The 20,247-nt window shown below is 49.9% G+C and carries 14 protein-coding genes; 4 read left to right on the forward strand and 10 right to left on the reverse strand.

Going from position 1 to position 20,247, the window contains the following annotated elements; all coding sequences use genetic code 11:
- Positions 1–136: 136 nt before the first annotated feature.
- From GCU44_RS03095 to GCU44_RS03115, 5 genes are all read right to left on the reverse strand, one after another.
- The gene (locus GCU44_RS03095) at positions 137–2,599 is read right to left on the reverse strand and encodes a carboxylesterase family protein (RefSeq protein ID WP_161993887.1); all 2,463 of its coding nucleotides are present in this window, start codon (positions 2,597–2,599) and stop codon (positions 137–139) included.
- A 302-nt stretch (positions 2,600–2,901) separates the two neighbouring features.
- The gene (locus tag GCU44_RS03100) at positions 2,902–4,182 is read right to left on the reverse strand and encodes a mandelate racemase/muconate lactonizing enzyme family protein (RefSeq protein WP_161993888.1); all 1,281 of its coding nucleotides are present in this window, start codon (positions 4,180–4,182) and stop codon (positions 2,902–2,904) included.
- Positions 4,183–4,605: 423 nt separating this feature from the next.
- Positions 4,606–5,568, reverse strand: a complete 963-nt coding sequence (locus GCU44_RS03105) for an HNH endonuclease (RefSeq protein WP_154853686.1) — start codon at positions 5,566–5,568, stop codon at positions 4,606–4,608.
- Between the two features lie 437 nt (positions 5,569–6,005).
- The gene (locus GCU44_RS03110; RefSeq protein WP_154854078.1) at positions 6,006–6,593 is read right to left on the reverse strand and encodes a hypothetical protein; all 588 of its coding nucleotides are present in this window, start codon (positions 6,591–6,593) and stop codon (positions 6,006–6,008) included.
- A gap of 174 nt (positions 6,594–6,767) precedes the next feature.
- Positions 6,768–8,267 (reverse strand): M28 family peptidase, encoded by a 1,500-nt coding sequence (locus GCU44_RS03115; RefSeq protein WP_154853689.1) that lies wholly within the window; start codon positions 8,265–8,267, stop codon positions 6,768–6,770.
- A gap of 177 nt (positions 8,268–8,444) precedes the next feature.
- Here GCU44_RS03115 and gcvP point away from each other — a divergent pair, with 177 nt between their 5' ends.
- Positions 8,445–11,342: an aminomethyl-transferring glycine dehydrogenase gene (gene gcvP, locus GCU44_RS03120; protein ID WP_154853692.1), complete on the forward strand. Its 2,898-nt coding sequence runs from the start codon at positions 8,445–8,447 to the stop codon at positions 11,340–11,342.
- 55 nt (positions 11,343–11,397) lie between these two features.
- On the opposite strand, the gene fumC is transcribed toward gcvP, so the two are convergent.
- The 5 genes from fumC to GCU44_RS03145 form a co-directional block, all read right to left on the reverse strand.
- Positions 11,398–12,798 (reverse strand): class II fumarate hydratase, encoded by a 1,401-nt coding sequence (gene fumC / locus GCU44_RS03125; RefSeq protein WP_154853695.1) that lies wholly within the window; start codon positions 12,796–12,798, stop codon positions 11,398–11,400.
- A gap of 108 nt (positions 12,799–12,906) precedes the next feature.
- Positions 12,907–13,410, reverse strand: a complete 504-nt coding sequence (locus GCU44_RS03130; RefSeq protein WP_154853698.1) for a hypothetical protein — start codon at positions 13,408–13,410, stop codon at positions 12,907–12,909.
- A gap of 27 nt (positions 13,411–13,437) precedes the next feature.
- On the reverse strand, positions 13,438–13,818 hold the full coding sequence (locus tag GCU44_RS03135) for a RidA family protein (protein WP_092173689.1): 381 nt from the start codon (positions 13,816–13,818) through the stop codon (positions 13,438–13,440).
- Positions 13,819–13,889: 71 nt separating this feature from the next.
- Complete coding sequence (locus GCU44_RS03140; RefSeq protein ID WP_092173686.1) at positions 13,890–14,579, reverse strand: response regulator transcription factor; 690 nt, start codon at positions 14,577–14,579, stop codon at positions 13,890–13,892.
- The gene (locus GCU44_RS03145) at positions 14,576–16,291 is read right to left on the reverse strand and encodes a sensor histidine kinase (protein ID WP_154853701.1); all 1,716 of its coding nucleotides are present in this window, start codon (positions 16,289–16,291) and stop codon (positions 14,576–14,578) included. The genes GCU44_RS03140 and GCU44_RS03145 overlap by 4 nt, the downstream gene beginning before the upstream one ends.
- A 186-nt stretch (positions 16,292–16,477) precedes the next feature.
- Here GCU44_RS03145 and lysA point away from each other — a divergent pair, with 186 nt between their 5' ends.
- The 3 genes from lysA to GCU44_RS03160 all read left to right on the forward strand — a co-directional run bounded on the left by lysA (position 16,478) and on the right by GCU44_RS03160 (position 19,974).
- On the forward strand, positions 16,478–17,710 hold the full coding sequence (gene lysA / locus GCU44_RS03150) for a diaminopimelate decarboxylase (RefSeq protein WP_154853704.1): 1,233 nt from the start codon (positions 16,478–16,480) through the stop codon (positions 17,708–17,710).
- Between the two features lie 429 nt (positions 17,711–18,139).
- On the forward strand, positions 18,140–18,352 hold the full coding sequence (locus GCU44_RS03155) for a hypothetical protein (RefSeq protein WP_241684821.1): 213 nt from the start codon (positions 18,140–18,142) through the stop codon (positions 18,350–18,352).
- 92 nt (positions 18,353–18,444) lie between these two features.
- The gene (locus GCU44_RS03160) at positions 18,445–19,974 is read left to right on the forward strand and encodes a cryptochrome/photolyase family protein (RefSeq protein ID WP_154853709.1); all 1,530 of its coding nucleotides are present in this window, start codon (positions 18,445–18,447) and stop codon (positions 19,972–19,974) included.
- The last annotated feature ends 273 nt before the right edge of the window (positions 19,975–20,247 follow it).

A 20,247-nucleotide genomic window follows, 5' to 3' on the forward strand; every position in this document is an offset into this window, starting at 1 on the left:
AAAATTACCTAAAATGTCAATTTTTCGAGGGAGGTTTTCAAGGAAAAAGGCTCGCTTTCAGGCAGTACGGGATTTTTTCCGCATTTCCTCCATAGAAAAAGCCAACGCCTTCTGTGAAAAACACCGTCCCCTGGTTTCACCGGTTTTCTTTCCAGACAAAATCTCCGGTTTCCACCCCCCAGTCGTTTCCAAAATACCCGGTTCCTACCACAGCCCCGTATCCGGTTTCAAACACATCCGCGCCCACGATGGTCAGGTCCGGAAAAGCGGTTCCTGCCAAAAAATAGTGGTTGGCGTGCACGGCGGCAAAGCCCGCCGGACCGGTTCCGGCAACCACCCCCACCGAGGCAATGTCACTATCCGGACGGGGTTGAATAAAATAACAACCCCAACCCTCGCCGGTCCATACCCGTTCGCCCAATTTCATTTCTCCCCGCCTTACCTGTACCGGGCTTTCGGCCAATAACTGCTTCCAGGCGTTATTGGTATCCGCGTTGCCGTACAAGATCACTCCCCTATCCGGGTACGCTTCGGGGGAGAATTGCCTGTCCGGCAGCAGTTCAATGGCTCCGTTTCCACGATAGCCAAAGGTTTCGGCATCAAAGCGCGCTTTGTAAAAATTCCAGGCGTTTTCTTCCGGGCTACCCTGGGTACCGTAGACAAAGATCATCCGGTGACGAAAAGCATCTTTAAAACCGCCATATCGGTGGGGGCCTTTTTCATCCCGGCCTGGCAGCGTGCCCACCTCCCATTCCCCTGTATCGGTACGAACCAAGGTAATTTCCTTCACTGCCCTTTCCAACCTCAGCTGGCTTTCGTCCAAGGCAATCAACAGGGGAAACAATACCGCGGCCTTGCTCAGATCCAATTGCAACACGGTTACATTCTGGGTTGTACCCTGAAGCGACAAGGAATCCGCGCCCAGCGCCAAATCCACTTCGCTGATTTGGTAAGGATGGGTTTGTTGATAAAGGGTTACCCAATGAGAACGGGAGGAAATTCCCGGACTGGCTGTTTGGAATTGCAACTTGCGCACCTGGGCCGGCAGGGGTAGTTGGTGACTTTTGAAAAAATCAAACATGGGGGGCCAATCGGCTGAGTGATTCCCGTACCAATGCCCGCCACCCGGGTATTCGTAATAGGAAAAGTCGGGGTGAAAACCCGCCAATAGCTGCCTCATCTCCCGGGCATGCCGCACGGGCACCACCGCATCGGCATCTCCGTGATTGATATACACTCCAAAATGCAGGTAATTCCGATGCAATAGCCGGGTACGCTGGGCGTTTCCGGCCCGTGCAAACATGCGCTGAATGGGCGTCTCCACCTTCCGAACATGCTCGATCCAATCGTGCAGCTCGGCGTAGCCGGCAGCGGGCCCGATAGCGGCCCAATAGTCCGGATAACTGGCCCCCAGGTACCAGCTGGCATGCCCCCCCATGGAATGGCCGGTCAGGTAGATTTTCTGTGGATCCGGCTGAAAGCGCTTCTTGCCGATTTCCAGCACCTCGAGGGCATCCAGACGCCCCCAGTCTTCCCAGGCAAAGCCAAACGGCCCCCGGTTTGTCGGCGCGATCAGGTGACCCCAATCCTTGGAAGTATAAACCGCAGCCTGCCCACTGGCCTCCACCCCGGCACCATGCGTGGAAAAGAACAAGGCCGGCGCCTGCCCTTCCGGAACCTGCCCGGGCTGTACTGCGTAATACTGTACACTGCCGTCAATGGAGCTAATAAACGTCCGGTTGTGCAGGCCGCCGGCGGAGCGATTCTTCAACGGCAGGGTCAGCGAACCCAACTCCTGCCCGGATGCGGAAAGCAGGCGCAGCTGAACGACTGCCTCGCTGCGAAGTACACCCTCCAATTCCGGAATCCGAAAGGGGACGATCCGCGAGGTTAGCTTTTCGATGACCGGAAGCGCAGTGCTCATTTCCTCCCCGCCTTCCACCCGGGCCAGGATCCGGTAGTCGGTCGCCGCGGTTTCAGCGGCATTGATCACCTTGATACCTGCCCATTTGAACCCAGTCTCCTCCTGTATCAGGTCAGGCAAAGTCAACTGATCGTCGCTTAGCTGTACCGGCGACTCCACCGCACGCAGCGCTGCTCGTATTTCCGGATTTCTGCCCGAGGTCAAATAAAACGTGTTCCGCCCTTTCGTAAGTTGTACCGGAACCTTGGTGATGCCAAAGCCAAAATGGTCCCCCTCCCGGGGAACGCCATTCACATAGGCTTTTCCGTGACCCGATGCATCCAGGATGACTACCCGGTCGGAAGGACTCTCGTATTCCAGGTACAAGCCTCCGGAAGCCAGGTACTTGTGCTTGAAATAGCCTTCCGCGTCTGCTTCGATCGGCTCCCAATCAAGCGAAGGGGAATCCTGGCTGCCCTCCGGCCGAATCAACTTAACGGACAGGAGGCGGGAAATGACCGGGTCCACGGGGAATTCGGTTCGGGCATAGCGGGGGTATTTTTCCGGCGTCCCAAAGCCCGTAACCCATCCTTCGGTAAATACAATTGGCTGTGTAATGGTTTGTCCCTGGCTGATGGACAGTAGTCCGGATAACAGGAACAAAAGCAGCAGGAAGCCGCGCAATCGGTTGTGCATGTACATGGTGGTTGACGTGGAAAAAGCGTCGGCAGCGGAATCCCCTGGCTGCTCATTGATTTACCGGTCAAAGAAAAGAATTTTTGGTTGAAAAAGGGATCCATTTTTTAACAAATTCAGTATAAATACCAAATTACTGTTCCTATTTACCTCAACCTTCCCCAAAACCACCCCTGATAGGTGAGTTGGCTATTTTTTTTTGGACTACCACCGTCCGCATCCCCGGGACGTCACCTCGCCAGGCCGGCAAATCCGTGGTAAAAAATCCGGGTATTCGCCTGCCGGTGCAATGCTGAAAGCAATCATCTGCCAGCGATGGTTTCGACGATCAGCTCCTTGCGATCGAATAGTCCCGGATTAAACTGGAGTCCAAGACCGGGCAGGTCCGGAGGGTGTACGCAACCATTTTCTACCTGCGGAGTGTTGGCAAAGAAAAAAGGATCCCGTTCTTTCCAATAGGGGTACACGCTTTCCACAAAGTGTAAATTGGTAACCGCGGCAGCCAGATGTACCGACGCATACCAAAGTATGGGTCCCCCGGCCGTGTGCATCATGGTGGGGATGTAATAGGTGTTGGCCAGGTCCGAAATTTTCTTGCCTTCGGATATCCCGCCACACCAGGTGAGATCGTACATGGCTATTTCGGCGGCTTTTGCCTCGAACATTTCCCGAAAACCAAAGCGGGTGGCCAGGCGCTCACTGACCACCAGGGGGATGCTGGTCTCCTGATTTAGCGATACGTACGCCTGCATGTTGTCTTGCAGGAGCATGTCTTCGAGAAACAGGACATTGAAGGGCTCCAGTGCTTTGGCGATCCGGATCGCGCTGGGTAGGTTCCAAATGCTGTGAAATTCGCAGCCGATATCCAGATCGGCCCCAACCGCATCCTGTACGCGTTTGATCCAGGTCAATGATTGCTCGATGTCTTTCTGCGAAATGTATTCGCCTTTATTCTTGTTTCCTACCCTGTCAAACGGGCAATACTTAATGGCCGGGATGCCCTGATCCACCAGAAATCGGGCAATCTTTTCCATATCGTCTTCCAACTTCCAGCCGTTGATGTTTCTCGAGTCCGTATAGGTATTGTACACGCGGATGTTTTTGTTTTTAGATCCTCCGAGCAACTGGTACAAGGGCAGCTTACTCACCTGGCCCAGGATATCCCACTGGGCGATATTGATGGCCGACAGGGCACGCATTTCGGCACCGCCGTTGACATGGTAGGCATTCTGCCGGAATATCCGTTCCCAGGTTTGTTCGATTTCCAGTGGATTGGTACCGATCAGTTTTCCCGCCCAACTATGCCATTCGAGGTCTTTGATTGCTGCGGCACTCGCCTCGTTGAACGGGTAGGTTTCCCCCGTCCCGATGATTCCGGCATCGGTATGCAGGCGCAGCCACATCCATTGCACACCGGCACCGGCGATTTTCAGATCTTTGCTAAAACGCACGGTTTCGATTTTGGTGATGGTTAGCTCCGGCGCATGCGCCAATGCCTGCATTCCTACTGAAGACAATGCATGCGTCCCCATGAGCCCAAGCGCTCCCGCGGCCGTTTTTTTGATAAATTTTCGTCTGTTCATGGTCCCTACGGTTACAATTCGGGTACTTGCCACTTTTTCAATAGCGGATGTTTTGATCAGTGCGTTCGAGCGCCTTCCATTTATTTCCAGCCCCTTCGGAAGCCCCATCGATGCCAACTGCTATCCGAGATTGGTCTTCGATTTTCTGTTCGGGGGGTCAACTATTTTAATAACAAATTTCCATTTTTCAACTTTAAGCAGCATGGGTAATTTGCCTTTTTTATGCGGCATTCACCGCGCACGACTTCGGCACTCTTTTTAAACCTCGCCAATTTTGAAAAAAATCCAACAAAAAAGAAGGACTCTCCGTCGATAAGATTGCCCCGCACCACTCCTTTTTTGGTATCATGGCTCCGGTTCTCGTCATTATACGATTGGGATAATCAGTTTTTAAGTTGGCTGTATGAGCAATATTTGTTCGCATTAATTCCTAAAGATAAATTTCTTGTGCCATTCTAAATTCTCGATAGCAGGCCAATGTTTCATCTTGGAAGGGAGTTCAATTCTTTTGCCGTCAAATCTTCTAACTGAATAAGATCCTTCCTCAATAAAATTGCCAGAAACACGAACAACAAAGTCCTGATTTATAGATATCAATCCGCGGTCAAACGCACGGTGTAAATTCGGACAAAGAGCAATGCCATTAGAAACAGTATCGTCATAGCTTTCGCTGAAAGGCACTATGTGGCACGCATCTATCATCGAAATAGTATAGGTGGTGTCGATCTTCAATCCTGAAATGCAACATCGGTTGGCATAAATTCTAGGAATTTCCCGCTTAAATAAACTACCTCGTAAAAATATTTCTTCGTCTTCTTTCTTGTCAATTAACTGTTTTATCGACCTTCTATATGCAATCGGAGGCTCATTGACGATCATATTTATTGCGTCTACAAGGATTTGATTTGCATGGGTGGCTCCTTTCGAAAACTCCACCCTCGAACCAGGAAAATACTCTTCTAACAAAAAGTGTAGGAGAATGTGACTTGACTCGTGGTCGGTAAAAAGATCATAAAGTTCTCGTTTAATCTCAGCATAAGCTACGGCTGCGTTGAGATTGGAAAAGCTTTTTACCAAAGAGCCCATTTTATTCAGATCACTAAATCCTGACCTTGGTACGAGTTTCCAAAACCCTTCGCTTTTCATGTAGAAAAACGGATAGGAAATTCGGCAATCGTGGTTGCTGGTAACAAGCGCATTCCAATTAGATTTGAAAAGAGCAACAAGTTCAGGGGTGATATAAACTCGATTATCCGTGATTTGTCCTGTTTGATAGGACTGAATGATAGTAATGAGTAGAATGGGTTTGTGTGGAGCGATTCCATGTGAGCGGTCTACTCTCAGTTTTTTAAATTTATTAATGTATGTAAGGACAACCTCATCCATAGGATCAAATGAATCTTGTACTAAGATTTTCGACGTATTCCCGGAACCCCTACCCCCTTTTAATCAACATTTTCGATTTCTGAAATTCAAAGTAGGGCTAGCTCCCCATCGAGGTGACATTTGCACCTCCTATTGCCAAAGCTCATTTGCCGTACTGGCGTTAATCGGTGCGTATATAAATGCATTCGGCAACACATACTTTCGCGTAGTACATGACCCTACCCTGTCACGACGTTTCTTTAACCAAGATTTTAGACTGAACACCAAGCAACATTAGCCAATGATCCATCTTCTAAAATCAAAATAACATTTTATAATTCTCAGTATTTAAATATAATTTAGAACTAAAATTGATCGACGCCACGTAATACGTTCGACAGATAGAAATGAAAACTACCCTACCATTCAAAATGAAATGTCACTAAATTTTTGAAAGACTACTCCTTCGGTGGGTTGATCATGATATGGGCGCGGTGGGTACCGGGATCCATGATCCAGGGCATGCCGGGCGCTTCGGGCTTCAATGCCAGTCCGGTGCTTTCTTGCGTCGCCCAGGGAATGTAGACCACGTAGCGCAGGTAGGTATTTTTCACTTCGCCATTCATGCCGTCGTAATCCTCGGCAGCCGCTGAAAGGGAATACAGCGTGGCCCCATCTTTGGGCATCTGTAGGGTGCCGGCTTTGGCTTCCGCCTCCCGGGTGTCAAAAATTTCCTTAAAATTTTTGCCCTCTTTCTTCAATTCCCTGCCGCGCTCCATAAAGGGTTCCAGCTGCTTGTGGTAGCAGGCCACACTAAATCCCTCGGCGTTGGGATCGTCGGCGATGCAAACCATGTCGTTGCTACCTTCCCGCAAGACGGTCCAATTGCCCCGGGTATCGTAGCCATAGACCAAGGCCCCGTCACGCAGGTCCTCGGGGGCAGCCATCACGGCAGTTTTTATTTGCATGGCTTTGGAGGGCAATTGTTGGGCCTCGGCCTGGAGAAACAGCATTAGGGCGAAAAAACTCAAGCAAAAAGGATTCATGATTGTGGATAGGTTCATTTTTTGGTTGTTTATAGGTCTATTAATATACGGGCTATTTTTAGAAAAGTAAAGAAAAAGTCAAAAAGACCCAACAGGAACAGGGCCGGGTTGAAGCAAAAAAAACCGCCGAATCGGATCCGGCGGTTTTTTTATAAAATTCCCTATTGCCAATGACTACCTGTCCAGCCGGGTATTCGTCCCGTCCACAGGGGTACGGTGTTCCCGGTTGGAGAGGTCCCACGCCGTGTGAAAAATCAGCCGGGCGCGTTTTTCCATCAGGTCAAACTCAATTTTATCCACCGTATCGCTGGGCTGATGGTAATCGTCGTGAACACCGTTGAAAAAGAAGATCACGGGAATGTTGTGCTTGGCGAAATTGTAATGATCGGAGCGGTAATAAAACCGGTTGGGATCGTCCTCGGCATCGTAGCGGTAATCCAGGATGAGGTTGGTATAGGTGATGTTGTTGTACTCATTGATGATCTTGAGTTGGGAGGACAGCATTTCGGAACCGATCACGTAGACGTAATCCTGGTTTTCGGCATCCTGGTACTCGTAATCGATCCGACCCACCATGTCGATGTTCAGGTTGTTTACCGTATTTTCCAAGGGAAATAGGGGGTTTTCGGCGTAGTATTCCGAGCCCAACAGGCCTTTTTCCTCGCCAGTAACGTTAAGAAACAGAATGCTTCTACGAGGGCGGTACCCATCTTTTGCGGCCGTTGCAAAGGCTTCGGCGATTTCCATCACAGATACGGTACCCGAGCCGTCGTCATCCGCCCCATTGTTGATTTCCCCCTGGCTGTTGACACCCACATGGTCGTAGTGGGAAGAAATGACCAGCACTTCCTCTTTTTTATCGGTTCCCTCCAGGTAGGCCAATACGTTTTCGGTATCTACCATCATCTTATCCTTGCGTACGCGGTAGCGTGCTTTTTGGGAAGGGATGGATTCCGGATTGTTTTTTGCGGCTTCCTTGAGCTCCTCCACAGGGGTTTCAAACAACTTTCCCATCGTCTCCGAACTAACCATAAACACGGGTTTGTGTTCGGTAGGCCGATCAAAACCCAGCCTACCCCTTCCGGAAAGGCTTTTGTACCGATTGGCTACCCGGTCGAAATTGGCCTGTCCCTCCATGGTTACCAGAATCACCCCTTCGGCTCCGGCCTCCATGACCTTGCCGACGACATCTGCCGAACGTGCACCGATGGCCCACATGCCCACCAACTTGCCTTCCACATCCACTTTCGCCAGGTTTTCGTCCGAAGACAAGCCCAGAAAGACCAAGTCGGTACGAATGCGCTTTTTGGTATCTGCATCCCCAATAAAGACAAAATCCTCATTCAGCACCAGATCGTTTTTGCCCACCTGTAATTCCAAGTCCTCCCAGCGGACGCTGGAAAGCTCAAATGCCTGCAGGTAATTGCCGGACACCGGTCCTGCCAATCCTTGCTTCTGATAAAAATCAACCAGATAGGCTGCAGCCAGCTTTTGCCCCTTTTCTCCGGTATCCCTGCCTTCCAACTCGTCGGAGGCCAGGTAGGTCAAGTGTTTTTCCAAATCCCCGGCTTGAATGGTGGCGGCATACCGTAAAGACAGGTCTTCTTGACCCACTGCAGGAAAGGAAAAAACTGCCAACAACAATGCTGCGGCAATCAGCGGTAACTTTTTCATGATAACGGATTAATGATTTGAAACGATGGTATTTTGTAAACCTAATTCAGTCTCAACTGGTTAGTAAGAAGATAATTAAGGGTAAAATCAATACCTAAATCGGCTAATATTTCTACCTTTGCGGTTCGATTCAGGAAAAATTGATTCGGCCAAAAATAATGATATTTTATTGGATATATGAAAATCAACCTTGCTTCTTCGGAAAAATTTAAAAACAGGCACATTGCTCCTTCGGAAAACGACATCCAATCCATGTTGGATGCCATCGGGGTCTCCTCTCTGGATACCTTGATTGATGAAACGATTCCCCAGAGTATTCGCCTCAAAAAACCACTACAACTTCCCAAAGCGCTATCGGAAACGGCATTTCTAAAAAGTTTCAAAAAGACAGCTGGCAAAAATCAATTGTATAAATCGTATATAGGCCTGGGTTATTACGATACCCTGGTACCGGGGGTGATTCAGCGAAACATCCTGGAAAATCCGGGATGGTACACCGCGTACACGCCCTATCAGGCCGAAATTGCCCAGGGCCGATTGGAGGCGCTGATCAACTTTCAAACCATGGTAGCCGAACTCACCGGCATGGAATTGGCCAATGCCTCCCTGCTGGACGAAGGTACCGCCGCCGGGGAAGCCATGACCATGCTGCATGCCAGCAGACCCCGGGCCAAGAAGCAGGCGAATCGGTTTTTTGTAGACGAAAACGTATTCGAACAAACGAAAGAAATCCTTAAAACCCGTGCCCTTCCAGTGGGCATCGATCTGTTTTTTGGGTCCCTTCAGGAACTGGACCTGACGGATCCCGACCTATTTGGGTTGTTGCTCCAATATCCCAATGCAGACGGCGAAGTCATCGATTACAGCCGTCTCGTAGAAGCTGCTCGGGAAAACAGCGTCTTTACGGCCTTCAGCACCGATCTGCTAAGCCTTACCTTGCTAAAGCCTCCCGGAGAGATGGGGGCAGATGTAGTGATCGGTAGTAGCCAGCGATTTGGAGTACCCATGGGTTTTGGCGGGCCGCATGCGGCCTTTTTTGCCACCAAAGAAGCATTCAAACGGCAAATTCCCGGACGAATCATCGGCGTCTCGGTGGACAAATCGGGGAAGAACGCCTACCGCATGGCGCTTCAAACCCGGGAGCAACACATCAAGCGGGAGAAAGCTACTTCCAATATTTGCACGGCGCAGGTACTGCTGGCAGTCATGGCCGGCATGTATGCGGTGTACCACGGACCCAAGGGGCTGAAGGCCATTGCCTCCCGCACGCATGGACTCGCCGTAATGACCGCGGATTGGCTGTCCCAATTGGGTTACGAACAGGTGAATAAGGTCTTTTTTGATACCATCCGAATCCGCGTGGACGAGGTGCAGAAGGAAAAGATCAGGGCCTTTGCCCTGTCGAAACGGTTGAATTTCCGCTACGAAAAAGAGTACATCCTGCTGAGTTTTGACCAGGTGAAAAACCGGGCAGATGTGGTGGAGCTCTACGAAGTGTTTGCCAAATCGACTAACCTGCTGCAGGTAGCAACACCTGCGGTGCCGGATCAGGTAGAAGGAATCATTCCGGCTGGATTGGAGCGAACCAGTTCCTACCTGGATCACGAAGTGTTTCACCGGTACCACTCCGAACACGAGATGCTGCGGTACATGAAGCGCCTGGAAAACAAAGACCTTTCCCTGGTGCATTCCATGATTTCCCTGGGCTCTTGCACGATGAAGCTCAACGCCACCGCAGAGATGATTCCGGTGACCTGGCCGGAAATCGGTCAGTTGCATCCCTTTGTCCCGCAGGATCAGGCGGCAGGCTATTACGAAATGTTTCAGGAGTTGAGAAACTGGCTGAGCGAAATCACTGGATTTGCAGACACCAGTTTGCAACCAAATTCGGGTGCGCAGGGAGAATACGCAGGTTTGATGGTCATCCGGGCCTACCACATGAGCCGCGGGGAGGAATTCCGAAATATCGTGCTTATTCCCACCTCTGCGCACGGAACCAACCCCGCATCGGCGGTGATGGCGGGCATGCAAGTGGTGTTGGTGCCCTGCGACGAACGGGGCAATATCGATGTGGAAGCCTTTCGGGAGTTGGCCACCAAGTACAAAGACCGGTTGGCGGCATTGATGGTCACCTACCCCTCCACCCACGGCGTATTCGAGGAAGCCATTCAGGAAATATGTGCCCTGGTGCACGAGTACGGAGGGCAAGTCTATATGGACGGAGCCAACATGAACGCCCAGGTGGGGCTGACCAGTCCGGGAATGATCGGCGCCGATGTTTGCCACCTGAACCTTCACAAGACCTTCTGTATTCCTCATGGCGGTGGGGGACCGGGTATGGGGCCCATTTGTGTGGCCAAGCACCTGGCCCCTTTTCTGCCGGGCAATCCCTTTGTCCGGACCGGGGGAACGGCTGCCATCAGCCCCATCTCTGCGGCACCCTATGGCAGCGCCAGCATTTTGCCCATTTCCTATGCCTACATTGCGATGATGGGAGAAAAAGGGCTGGCCCATGCTACCAAAATGGCCATACTAAACACCAATTACATCAAAAAGCGGCTGGAAGCCGATTATCCCATTCTCTATACCGGGAGTAAGGGCCGTGCGGCCCACGAGATGATCCTGGATTGCCGGAATTTCAAGGAATGTGGGGTGGAAGTAGAAGACATCGCCAAACGCCTGATGGATTACGGATTTCACGCACCGACCGTCTCGTTTCCCGTAGCCGGTACACTGATGGTGGAACCCACCGAATCGGAGTCCAAAGCGGAATTGGACCGCTTCTGCGATGCGATGATCGCCATCCGACAGGAAATTCGGGAAATCGAGGAAGGAAAGGTAGACCGGGTGTCGAACTTGCTGAAAAACGCCCCGCATACGGCTGAGATACTGCTCGGTGATACCTGGGAATTTGCCTATTCCCGCGAACGGGCAGCCTACCCCCTGCCCTTTGTCAAGGAGAATAAATTTTGGCCTACCGTGGGTCGAATCGATGCTGCCTACGGAGACCGGAACCTAATGTGCAGCTGCATTCCCACCGCCGCCTACGAAGAGGAAAAAGAAGCGGTGGAATAAAAAAAAGCCCCTTTGGCCATGATACCGAAGGGGCTTTTTTTATCGGGTACAGCCTTTACTTGAGGCTCCCGGTCATGTCTTCCGGTTTGACCCATTCGTCGAATTGCTCGCTGCTCAGCAGCTCCAGCGAAATAGCGGCTTCGCGGAGGCTGGTGCCCTCCTTGTGTGCCTTTTTGGCAATTTTTGCTGCATTTTCATAGCCAATATGGGTGTTTAGCGCCGTCACCAACATCAGGCTATTCTCCAGGTGACGCTGGATAAAGGGCTTGTTGGGCTCGATCCCGATGGCACAGTTATCGTTGAAAGATACGCAAGCATCTCCCAACAGGCGCGCGGATATCAGCAGGTTGTTTACCATCATGGGTTTGAATACGTTCAGTTCAAAATGACCGTTGGCACCGCCTACAGACACGGCCGTATCGTTTCCGATGACCTGCGCACAAACCATGGTTAGGGCTTCCGCCTGGGTAGGATTGACCTTTCCAGGCATGATGGAGGATCCGGGTTCGTTTTCGGGGATCAATAATTCGCCAATGCCCGATCGGGGTCCGGATGACAGCATGCGAATGTCGTTCGCAATTTTCATCAGGCTCACGGCCAGTTGCTTTAAGGCCCCGTGGGTTTCCACGATGGCGTCATGCGCCGCCAGCGACTCAAATTTGTTGGGAGCGGTGACAAACGGATTGCCGGAAAAGTGGGCGATTTTTGCCGCCACCAGCTCCGCATAACCTTTAGGGGTGTTGAGGCCGGTTCCTACGGCCGTGCCTCCCAGTGCCAATTCAGACAGGTGGGGAAGGGTGTTTTTTATCGCCCGCATGGCGTGGTCCAGTTGCGCCACGTAGCCGGAAAACTCCTGCCCCAGGGTCAGCGGGGTGGCGTCCATGAAATGGGTACGGCCGATTTTCACCACATCCATAAAGGCCTCTGATTTGGCTTTCAGTGTATCCCGTAGCTTTTGTACGCCCGGAAGGGTCGTTTCCGCCACCATCTTATAGGCAGCAATGTGCATGGCAGTGGGAAAGGTATCGTTGGAAGACTGGGACTTGTTTACGTCATCGTTGGGATGAATCTTCTTCGTTTCGTCCTGTAGGCTTCCTCCGGAAAGGACGTGTGCCCGGTAGGCAACCACCTCGTTTACGTTCATGTTGGATTGGGTTCCCGAGCCAGTCTGCCAGACCACCAGAGGAAACTGGTCGTCCAGTTTGCCCTCCAGGATTTCGTCGCAGACGGTGGCGATGATGTCCGCTTTTTCCTGATCCATCACGCCCAACTCGGCATTCGTAAGTGCGGCAGATTTTTTTAGGATAGCGAATGCATGCACGATTTCCAAGGGCATCTGCTGCCGGGATCCGCCAATCTTAAAATTATTCACCGAGCGCTGGGTTTGGGCGCCCCAGTACTTGTCGGCGGGAACCTCCACGGGTCCCATGGTATCCTTTTCTATTCTGTATTCCATTGAATGGCTTGGTTTACGTTAAAAACAATTCAGCTGCTAAATTACAACAGGCAGGGCATAATCCATAGGTCCCGGGTGCTTAGTTCCTGCAATTTCCTGCGAAAGGAATCACCGGGAGGCATTCTTGCCGGTATTCAGTCCCATGGCCTCGTGAAAAAGTGCCTGGCTTTCGCGGACCTTTCGCCGAAAATGCCAGAAAGCAAAACCGTAGTTGGCCAATCCAGCCAAAACGCTGAGCAGGGCCATCTTCCAGTCCTGAAAAACCGACAAAAAAACCACCGTCAACCCAAAGCTGATCACGCCCCAAAAACCCAGAAAGAAGGCCGTACTGGGGAAAAACGAATATTCCAGCGAGATCAGGCAGCCTTTGGACAGGGGGTAAACCTCCCCTTTGATCAAGGGGAGAAAACTATCCGCTTTGTTGATTTTTTTTGAGATTCGAAAACAAGTTTTTTCCAGGGTGCCGTTAAATACTACCTCTTCCTCCGACAGGGGCAGGGGCCGGTCCAGGTAATTCACTTTTCGCGTGATGCGGTCGAGTTTTTTCACGACCTGCCGGCTGTCCAGGGTAGACACAAATGTTTCGCTGTATGTGGGCACCAATCTCACCATGAACTAACAAGCAATTCGGGATAAAGTTTACACCTCAGCAATGCAGGATATTTCCACCTGCACGTTTTTTGGAAGCCTGCTTACTTCCACGGTTTCACGGGCCGGAGGGGAGCTTTTGAAGTATTGTCCGTACGCTTCGTTGATGGTGGCAAAATCATCCATGTTTTTTACAAAGATACTGCATTTGACCACCCGGTCAAAGGAAGAGCCCGCCGCGCGCAAGATGGCCTCCAGGTTTCTCATGACCGCGTGTGTTTCCTCGGTAATGTTTTCGTTGAGGAGTTCTCCGGTTTCAGCGTCCAGGGCAATCTGCCCGGAGACAAAGAGCAAGCCGTTACTTTTAACTGCCTGGCTGTAGGGACCGATGGGGGCGGGTGCTTCCGCGGATTGGATGATTTCTTTGGGCATGGGAAACGGGATTAAATGAAGCACAAATTAAACCCTATTCAAAGAATTAATCAAAGGAAGGACAAAAGATCTCAGTTGGCCACCAATTTGAAGCCCTCTCCGTGGAGGGTAACGATTTGAACACCGTTGTCGCCTTTTAGCAGTTTACGAATTTTGCTAAGGTATACATCCATGCTTCGGGCGTTGAAATAGCTATCGTCTCCCCAGATTTGTTTGAGTGCAAAGGAGCGACTCACCGTTTCGTTCATCGATGCCGCCAATAGGCGAAGAAGCTCGTTTTCTTTGGAGGTCAATTTGTGCATCCCATCCGGACCTTCCAATTGTTGCGTGTCGTAATGCAGCACAAAGCTGCCGAAGGAATAGGTCTTCAATGCGGTTCGTTCTCCCCTGGCCTTGGTCCTTCGCAGGATGGCGCCAATTCGCAATAGCAATTCCTCCATGCTGAATGGCTTGGTAATGTAATCGTCCGCCCCTATCCGAAATCCCTGAATGACATCTTCTTTGAGATTTTTTGCCGTGAGGTAAATGATGGGAATGTTTTCTTCCACCTTCCGGATTTCCTTTCCCAGGGTAAAACCATCCTTTTTCGGCATCATTACGTCGAGGATGCACAGTTGGAAATACTCCTTCTTATAGCTGGCCCAGCCTTCTTCGCCGTCCCGGCACAAGGTAACCTCGTATCCTTTTACCCCCAGGTATTCCTTTAGAATGTCGCCCAGGTTGGGATCATCTTCTACCAATAATATTCGTTCGTTGCTCATTGCCTTTTTGGTAAATTAATGGTGAAAATACTTCCCTGACCCGGCTCACTTTCCACCTGTATGCTTCCTTTATGTGCCTCTACCATCGTTTTTACGTAGGAGAGGCCCAGTCCAAACCCTTTCACGTCGTGAATATTGCCCGTAGGTACCCGGTAGAATTTGTCAAATATTCGTTTTTGGGCCTCCTTGCTCATGCCAATGCCGGCATCCTGAATGGCCAGCGTATACCGATCGTTCCTCTCCCGGACAGAAACCCGAATGGAAGGGGAATCGCCAGAATATTTATTGGCATTGTCTAATAAGTTATTTAGGATGTTGTTTAGATGAAAGGGATCGGCCTCCAGGATGCCTGTCTGCACCTGGTAGTCCGTTTCGATGGCCCCACCCCGTTTCTCAACCAGCAGTTCAAAATGCTTTTTGGCTTCTTCCACCGCATCCACCAGGTTGATGGGTTCTACCTCCAGCTTGAAGTCTTTTTTATCCAGGGCAGCGGCCTGCAAGACCTGCTCGACCTGCTGTCCCAGCCGGGCGTTTTCATCTTTGATGATCCCCAGGTAGCGGGTACGTAGTGATTTTTGGCCCAGCAAATCCGGATCCTGGAGGGCCTCGATGGCCAGGCTTACGGTAGAAATGGGCGTTTTGAACTCGTGGGTCATGTTGTTGATGAAATCATTTTTGACCTCGGAAATTTTCTTTTGCCGGATAATTACCTTGATGGCATACACGAAACAGACGATGATAATCGCCATAAACAGCAAAGAACTGGATAAGGGTAAAAAGACCTGCTGCATGAGGTAGTTTTCCTTCGTTGGAAAATGGATAACCAGGAAGTTTTCCAGGCCCAACAAGTCGCTGGGGAAGAGTTCTGCCCTGATGCCCTTCGCTTTTAAAAACTCCAGGTTAGAAACGGACCCGACGCCGACGATGCGGTCGTTTCCATCGATGATCCCCAGCTCAAAGGGCTGGTTGATGTTTCGGTTGACCAACTGATCCCGCACCTCCCTGCGCACCTGGGCCGTATCGACCCGGTTTAGGATATTCTGATTGCCCTGGGACAACAATTGGTGGATGACCACCTCCACCAATTCAATTTTCATGTTTGCCTGCACGATGGACTCTGCCACGTTTCGGGAAACATTGAATTCCTCGATGATAAAGTCCTGCCGGTTGCTGGCGTATTGGCGTCTACTAATGTAATTGTCTTTCTGGCTCAAAAACTCCAGGTACCGTTCCTTTTCCTGCAATAGAATGGCCAGTTCGTCCGGTGTAAAGAGCGTAGATGCCACCGACGGGGACATGTAAAAGTACTTTTCGATTTGGCTAAAACTCTTTGGTTCCCCTTCTTTGGAAGCGATCAATTTGCGGAAGGTCGAGGATATCTGGGGAATTTTTTGGTCAAACAGGGAATCCACCATGGATGGCCGGTTGATCGCCACCTGCCGGTGCCTAACCTGCACCTGAATGGGCTCTATAGGCTCCAGAAGGGCTTTTTGAAACAAGGTGTCCCGAGCCAGGGAACTCAGCAAGATATCACTGGCCTCTCCCTTCTCCAGCCGCTCGGAAGTGGATGCCAGTGCCTGAAACACGTTTTGCTCGAATCGCTCTTCGTTGATCTTTAGTACGTTTCCCACCCAGTAAAACTGAAAACCAATCAACCCCAGACTGGCAAGCGTCATCAAAAAGATAATGATTTTAATGCTGGTCTTTGACATGATACAAATTTAAACGATATCCATCAGGAAATCATTTCCTTAACTTTTTTTAACAGGGTTCGCAAAGGCAACCTATCTAAGATACCAACAAGGTTTTTCAAAACAGAATTCCCTTTGGGTTACGGTGGTGAAATTCGTTTTAAGTTTGGCTTGCTTTAGCTATCTTTGCCAGCTAAATCAACACCTATGGAAATTAGCAACCAACGTTACTGCATCCAGGAAATCCCCCTATTGGATGTGGCAAAAAAATACGGAACGCCGGTTTATGTCTATGATGGAGAAAAAATCCTTGCGCAGGTAGAAGCCCTCAAGCAGGCCTTTTCAGGGGTAACGATGAAAATTAAGTATGCAACCAAGGCCTTATCCAACCTCACCATCCTAAAGCTGATGCGTCAGGCTGGCACCGGGGTAGACGCCGTTTCCATAGAAGAAGTACAGCTATGCATGCATGCCGGCTTTGCGGCAGCGGAAATCATGTATACCCCAAACTGCGTGGACTTTGAGGAAATCAAGCAAGCAGTCGAGCTAGGGGTGACAATCAACATCGACAATATCCCCATGTTGGAACATTTTGGAACCGAGTACGGGCCATCCGTGCCCCTGTGTATCCGACTGAATCCCCACATCCTGGCCGGGGGAAATGCAAAAATATCCGTAGGCCATATCGACAGCAAATTTGGTATCTCCATCCTTCAGCTCAAACATGTCCTGAAAATTGTACAGGCCTACGACTTGCGGGTGGTAGGGCTTCACGTGCATACCGGCTCGGATATTTTGGACGCCGAAGTGTTTTTAAAAGGAGCAGAAATACTCTTTGATGCTGCCCGGGAATTTGGGCAGTTGGAGTTTCTGGATTTTGGTGGCGGATTCAAGGTAGCCTACAAAGACGGAGACATCACCACCGATATTCAGGACGTGGGAAAAAAAGTATCGGCTGCTTTTCAACAATTTTGCAAGGAATACGGTAAGGAACTGGAAATTTGGTTTGAACCCGGTAAGTTTTTGGTAAGCGAATGTGGCTACCTGCTGGTAAAAGCCAACGTGGTCAAGCCCACTCCTGCCACTACCTTTGTGGGGGTAGACTCCGGGCTCAACCACCTGCTGCGCCCCATGATGTACGATGCCTATCACGGCGTGGTCAACATCAGCAAGCTGGATGGGCCGGAGCGGGTGTATACGATCGTGGGCTATATATGCGAAACCGACACCATCGCTGCCGATCGCAAGCTTCGGGAAGTAAAAGAAGGCGATGTACTGGCCATCAAAAACGCCGGTGCCTATGGCTACAGCATGGCTTCCAACTACAATTCCCGATTCCGCCCGGCAGAGGTATTGCTCCTGCACGGCAGAGATCACCTGATTCGGAAGCGGGAAACCTTTGAGGACTTACTAAAAAATCAACCGACCGTTGATATATAAATCAAATAGGGGGCAAATTTTTTTGCCCCCTTCTTTTTTTCGATTCCCGGCACCTGTTCCAAAATCCCGGGGAGTAACTTCGTTTTTGCATCTACCAAATAAAGCATGGTTTTTTACCATTAATCCCGCCAAAAATTATTTTTTACGTTAATTTGGGAATTCTAATTTTATTCTATTATTTATAGGAATAGAACATATTTTGAGTATTTCATTTAACTGTGTTCTAGTTGCATAAAATAATATTTCAAAAAACAAAAGGCAAAAAAGAATTTGTATAAAACAAAATTTATCGTTCAAAAACACTGAATCGGGGCCAGTGTCTACGAAAAAGGCATGCAAACCCGGACTTTCCGGAAAATAACAAAACCGAAAACTTAATTAACTTTTAACACATTACAAAAAATGATGGCGTCCAAAACAAAAGCGATTATGCAGATCCACCTGGACCAGAAAGATGCTCGCATCATCGGTCAGGACCTGCTGGAATACGCCGAGACTTTAAGCGAAGCGTTGGGCATGGATACGTTTCGTATCCAGGAGGAGATGCAATCCGGGGATCTGAACCATTTGATCATCACGTTCAATTACTATTTTGGGGAATACATTGAGCTGTTGGATTCCGACCACCGCATCAGCTCCTGAAACCCTTGGGGGAGCGACAATTTTTCAATCAATCAATCCGAAAACAAAGAAGGGAAAAAGCTGCTTTATTGTAGGGAACCAAACAAGCAGCGATGAAAAAAATAGTACGACTCATTCTGGGGGATCAATTAAACCCACACCATTCCTGGTTTACCGAAACGAGGGAGGAAGTGGTCTACCTAATGCTGGAAATGCGGCAGGAAACGGATTACGTCCGGCATCATGTACAAAAGGTGCTGGTGTTTTTTCAATCCATGCGAAATTTTGCGGAGGAGTTGACAGAGAAAGGACATCGGGTACGCTACCTGCGTATCGATGACCCGGAAAACAGGCAGTGCCTGGAAAAAAACATTGGCAATTTGATTGACCGGGAGCAATTTGACCGATTTGAGTACCTACTTCCGGACGAGTACAGACTCGACCAACAGCTTCAGCGGATCTGTGAACAGCTACCCATCAAAACGGCATGTTTTGATACCGAACATTTTTTGACTGACCGAATGGCCGTAAAAAGATTCTTTTCCGGTAAGAAAACCTACCTGATGGAATCCTTTTACCGGTCCATGCGGCAGGAGTTCAGCGTATTGATGCAGGGAAAAAAGCCGCAGGGAGGAGAATGGAATTTCGATAAGGAAAACCGAAACGCATTCCGGGAAGAAGTATCGGTCCCTGATTTTCCGTCGTTTGATCGCGACATGGGATCGCTGTTGCAATCCATCCACAACGCTGGAGTACAGACACTAGGCGAGGTGGACCCCAGCCGTTTTCCCTGGCCCTGCTCGCGGCAGGAATCACTAACCTTGCTAGACCATTTTCTCACACATCTGCTTCCTCATTTTGGCAGGTACCAGGATGCCATGCATACCGCCGAACCCTTTCTGTTTCACAGCCGGCTCAGCTTTGCACTGAATAGCAAGATGCTCCATCCATTGGAAGTGATCCGCGCGGCACAAGATTGCCTGGAAAAGGATCCCGAAACCTACGGGTTGCCTCAGGTGGAGGGCTTTATCCGGCAAATTCTGGGATGGCGGGAATTTATGCGGGGAATCTATTGGGCGAAGATGCCGGACTATGCCCAGATGAACTTCTTTGGCCACAAACGAGCCCTACCCTCCTTTTTCTGGGATGGAAACACGAAAATGAATTGCCTGAAACATGCCATCGGCCAATCCCTGGAGCATGCCTACGCCCACCATATTCAGCGGCTGATGGTTACCGGAAATTTTGCCCTGATGGCCGGAATTGATCCGGACGAGGTGGATCGGTGGTACCTGGGTATTTATATTGATGCCATCGAATGGGTGGAAATCACCAATACAAGGGGCATGAGTCAGTTTGCCGATGGCGGTATCGTGGGTACCAAGCCCTATGTCTCCTCTGCCAATTATATTGATAAAATGAGCAACTATTGCGGTTCCTGCCATTATTCAAAAACCAAAAAAACGGGAGATAAAGCATGCCCTTTCAACAGTTTGTATTGGGCCTTTTACGAGCGAAACCGGGAAAAATTGGAAAATAATCCCCGCATCGGCTTCGTGTACAACACCCTCTCGAAAATGAAGCAAAAAGATGAAATACTAAAGCAGGCGGAAAGGTATTTGGAGAACCTGGAGGAGTTGTAAAAACCAGAACTGGTGTTGGGACTGGGTATACCCGAGCTGATCTGGGCAAGTGAGGTGCTTTTTTTTCACCACCGTTTGGTGCCGATTTTAACAGATTTTAGCTACGCCGGCAAGCTACGCTATCTGATAAATTCGATAGTTATTCGACCAATTTTTCTATGGGGTATTCGGGGTGATTCCCTAAAGACTGATTGTAAATTGTATCTACACCTTTTTATCCGAGGATGTACGAATCCTGAAGCAGTAGCAATGCCGGGTTCCAGGGAAATGCGA

The organism is Cyclobacterium xiamenense, from assembly GCF_009467825.1.
Lineage (GTDB): Bacteria > Bacteroidota > Bacteroidia > Cytophagales > Cyclobacteriaceae > Cyclobacterium > Cyclobacterium xiamenense.

Bases quoted from the DNA above. Each gene is read 5' to 3' on its own strand.
- GCU44_RS03095 (WP_161993887.1), bottom strand. From the start codon at position 2,599: ATGCACAACCGATTGCGCGGCTTCCTGCTGCTTTTGTTCCTGTTATCC.
- GCU44_RS03100 (WP_161993888.1), bottom strand. From the start codon at position 4,182: ATGAACAGACGAAAATTTATCAAAAAAACGGCCGCGGGAGCGCTTGGG.
- GCU44_RS03105 (WP_154853686.1), bottom strand. From the start codon at position 5,568: ATGGATGAGGTTGTCCTTACATACATTAATAAATTTAAAAAACTGAGA.
- GCU44_RS03110 (WP_154854078.1), bottom strand. From the start codon at position 6,593: ATGAATCCTTTTTGCTTGAGTTTTTTCGCCCTAATGCTGTTTCTCCAG.
- GCU44_RS03115 (WP_154853689.1), bottom strand. From the start codon at position 8,267: ATGAAAAAGTTACCGCTGATTGCCGCAGCATTGTTGTTGGCAGTTTTT.
- gcvP (WP_154853692.1), top strand. From the start codon at position 8,445: ATGAAAATCAACCTTGCTTCTTCGGAAAAATTTAAAAACAGGCACATT.
- fumC (WP_154853695.1), bottom strand. From the start codon at position 12,798: ATGGAATACAGAATAGAAAAGGATACCATGGGACCCGTGGAGGTTCCC.
- GCU44_RS03130 (WP_154853698.1), bottom strand. From the start codon at position 13,410: ATGGTGAGATTGGTGCCCACATACAGCGAAACATTTGTGTCTACCCTG.
- GCU44_RS03135 (WP_092173689.1), bottom strand. From the start codon at position 13,818: ATGCCCAAAGAAATCATCCAATCCGCGGAAGCACCCGCCCCCATCGGT.
- GCU44_RS03140 (WP_092173686.1), bottom strand. From the start codon at position 14,579: ATGAGCAACGAACGAATATTATTGGTAGAAGATGATCCCAACCTGGGC.
- GCU44_RS03145 (WP_154853701.1), bottom strand. From the start codon at position 16,291: ATGTCAAAGACCAGCATTAAAATCATTATCTTTTTGATGACGCTTGCC.
- lysA (WP_154853704.1), top strand. From the start codon at position 16,478: ATGGAAATTAGCAACCAACGTTACTGCATCCAGGAAATCCCCCTATTG.
- GCU44_RS03155 (WP_241684821.1), top strand. From the start codon at position 18,140: ATGCAGATCCACCTGGACCAGAAAGATGCTCGCATCATCGGTCAGGAC.
- GCU44_RS03160 (WP_154853709.1), top strand. From the start codon at position 18,445: ATGAAAAAAATAGTACGACTCATTCTGGGGGATCAATTAAACCCACAC.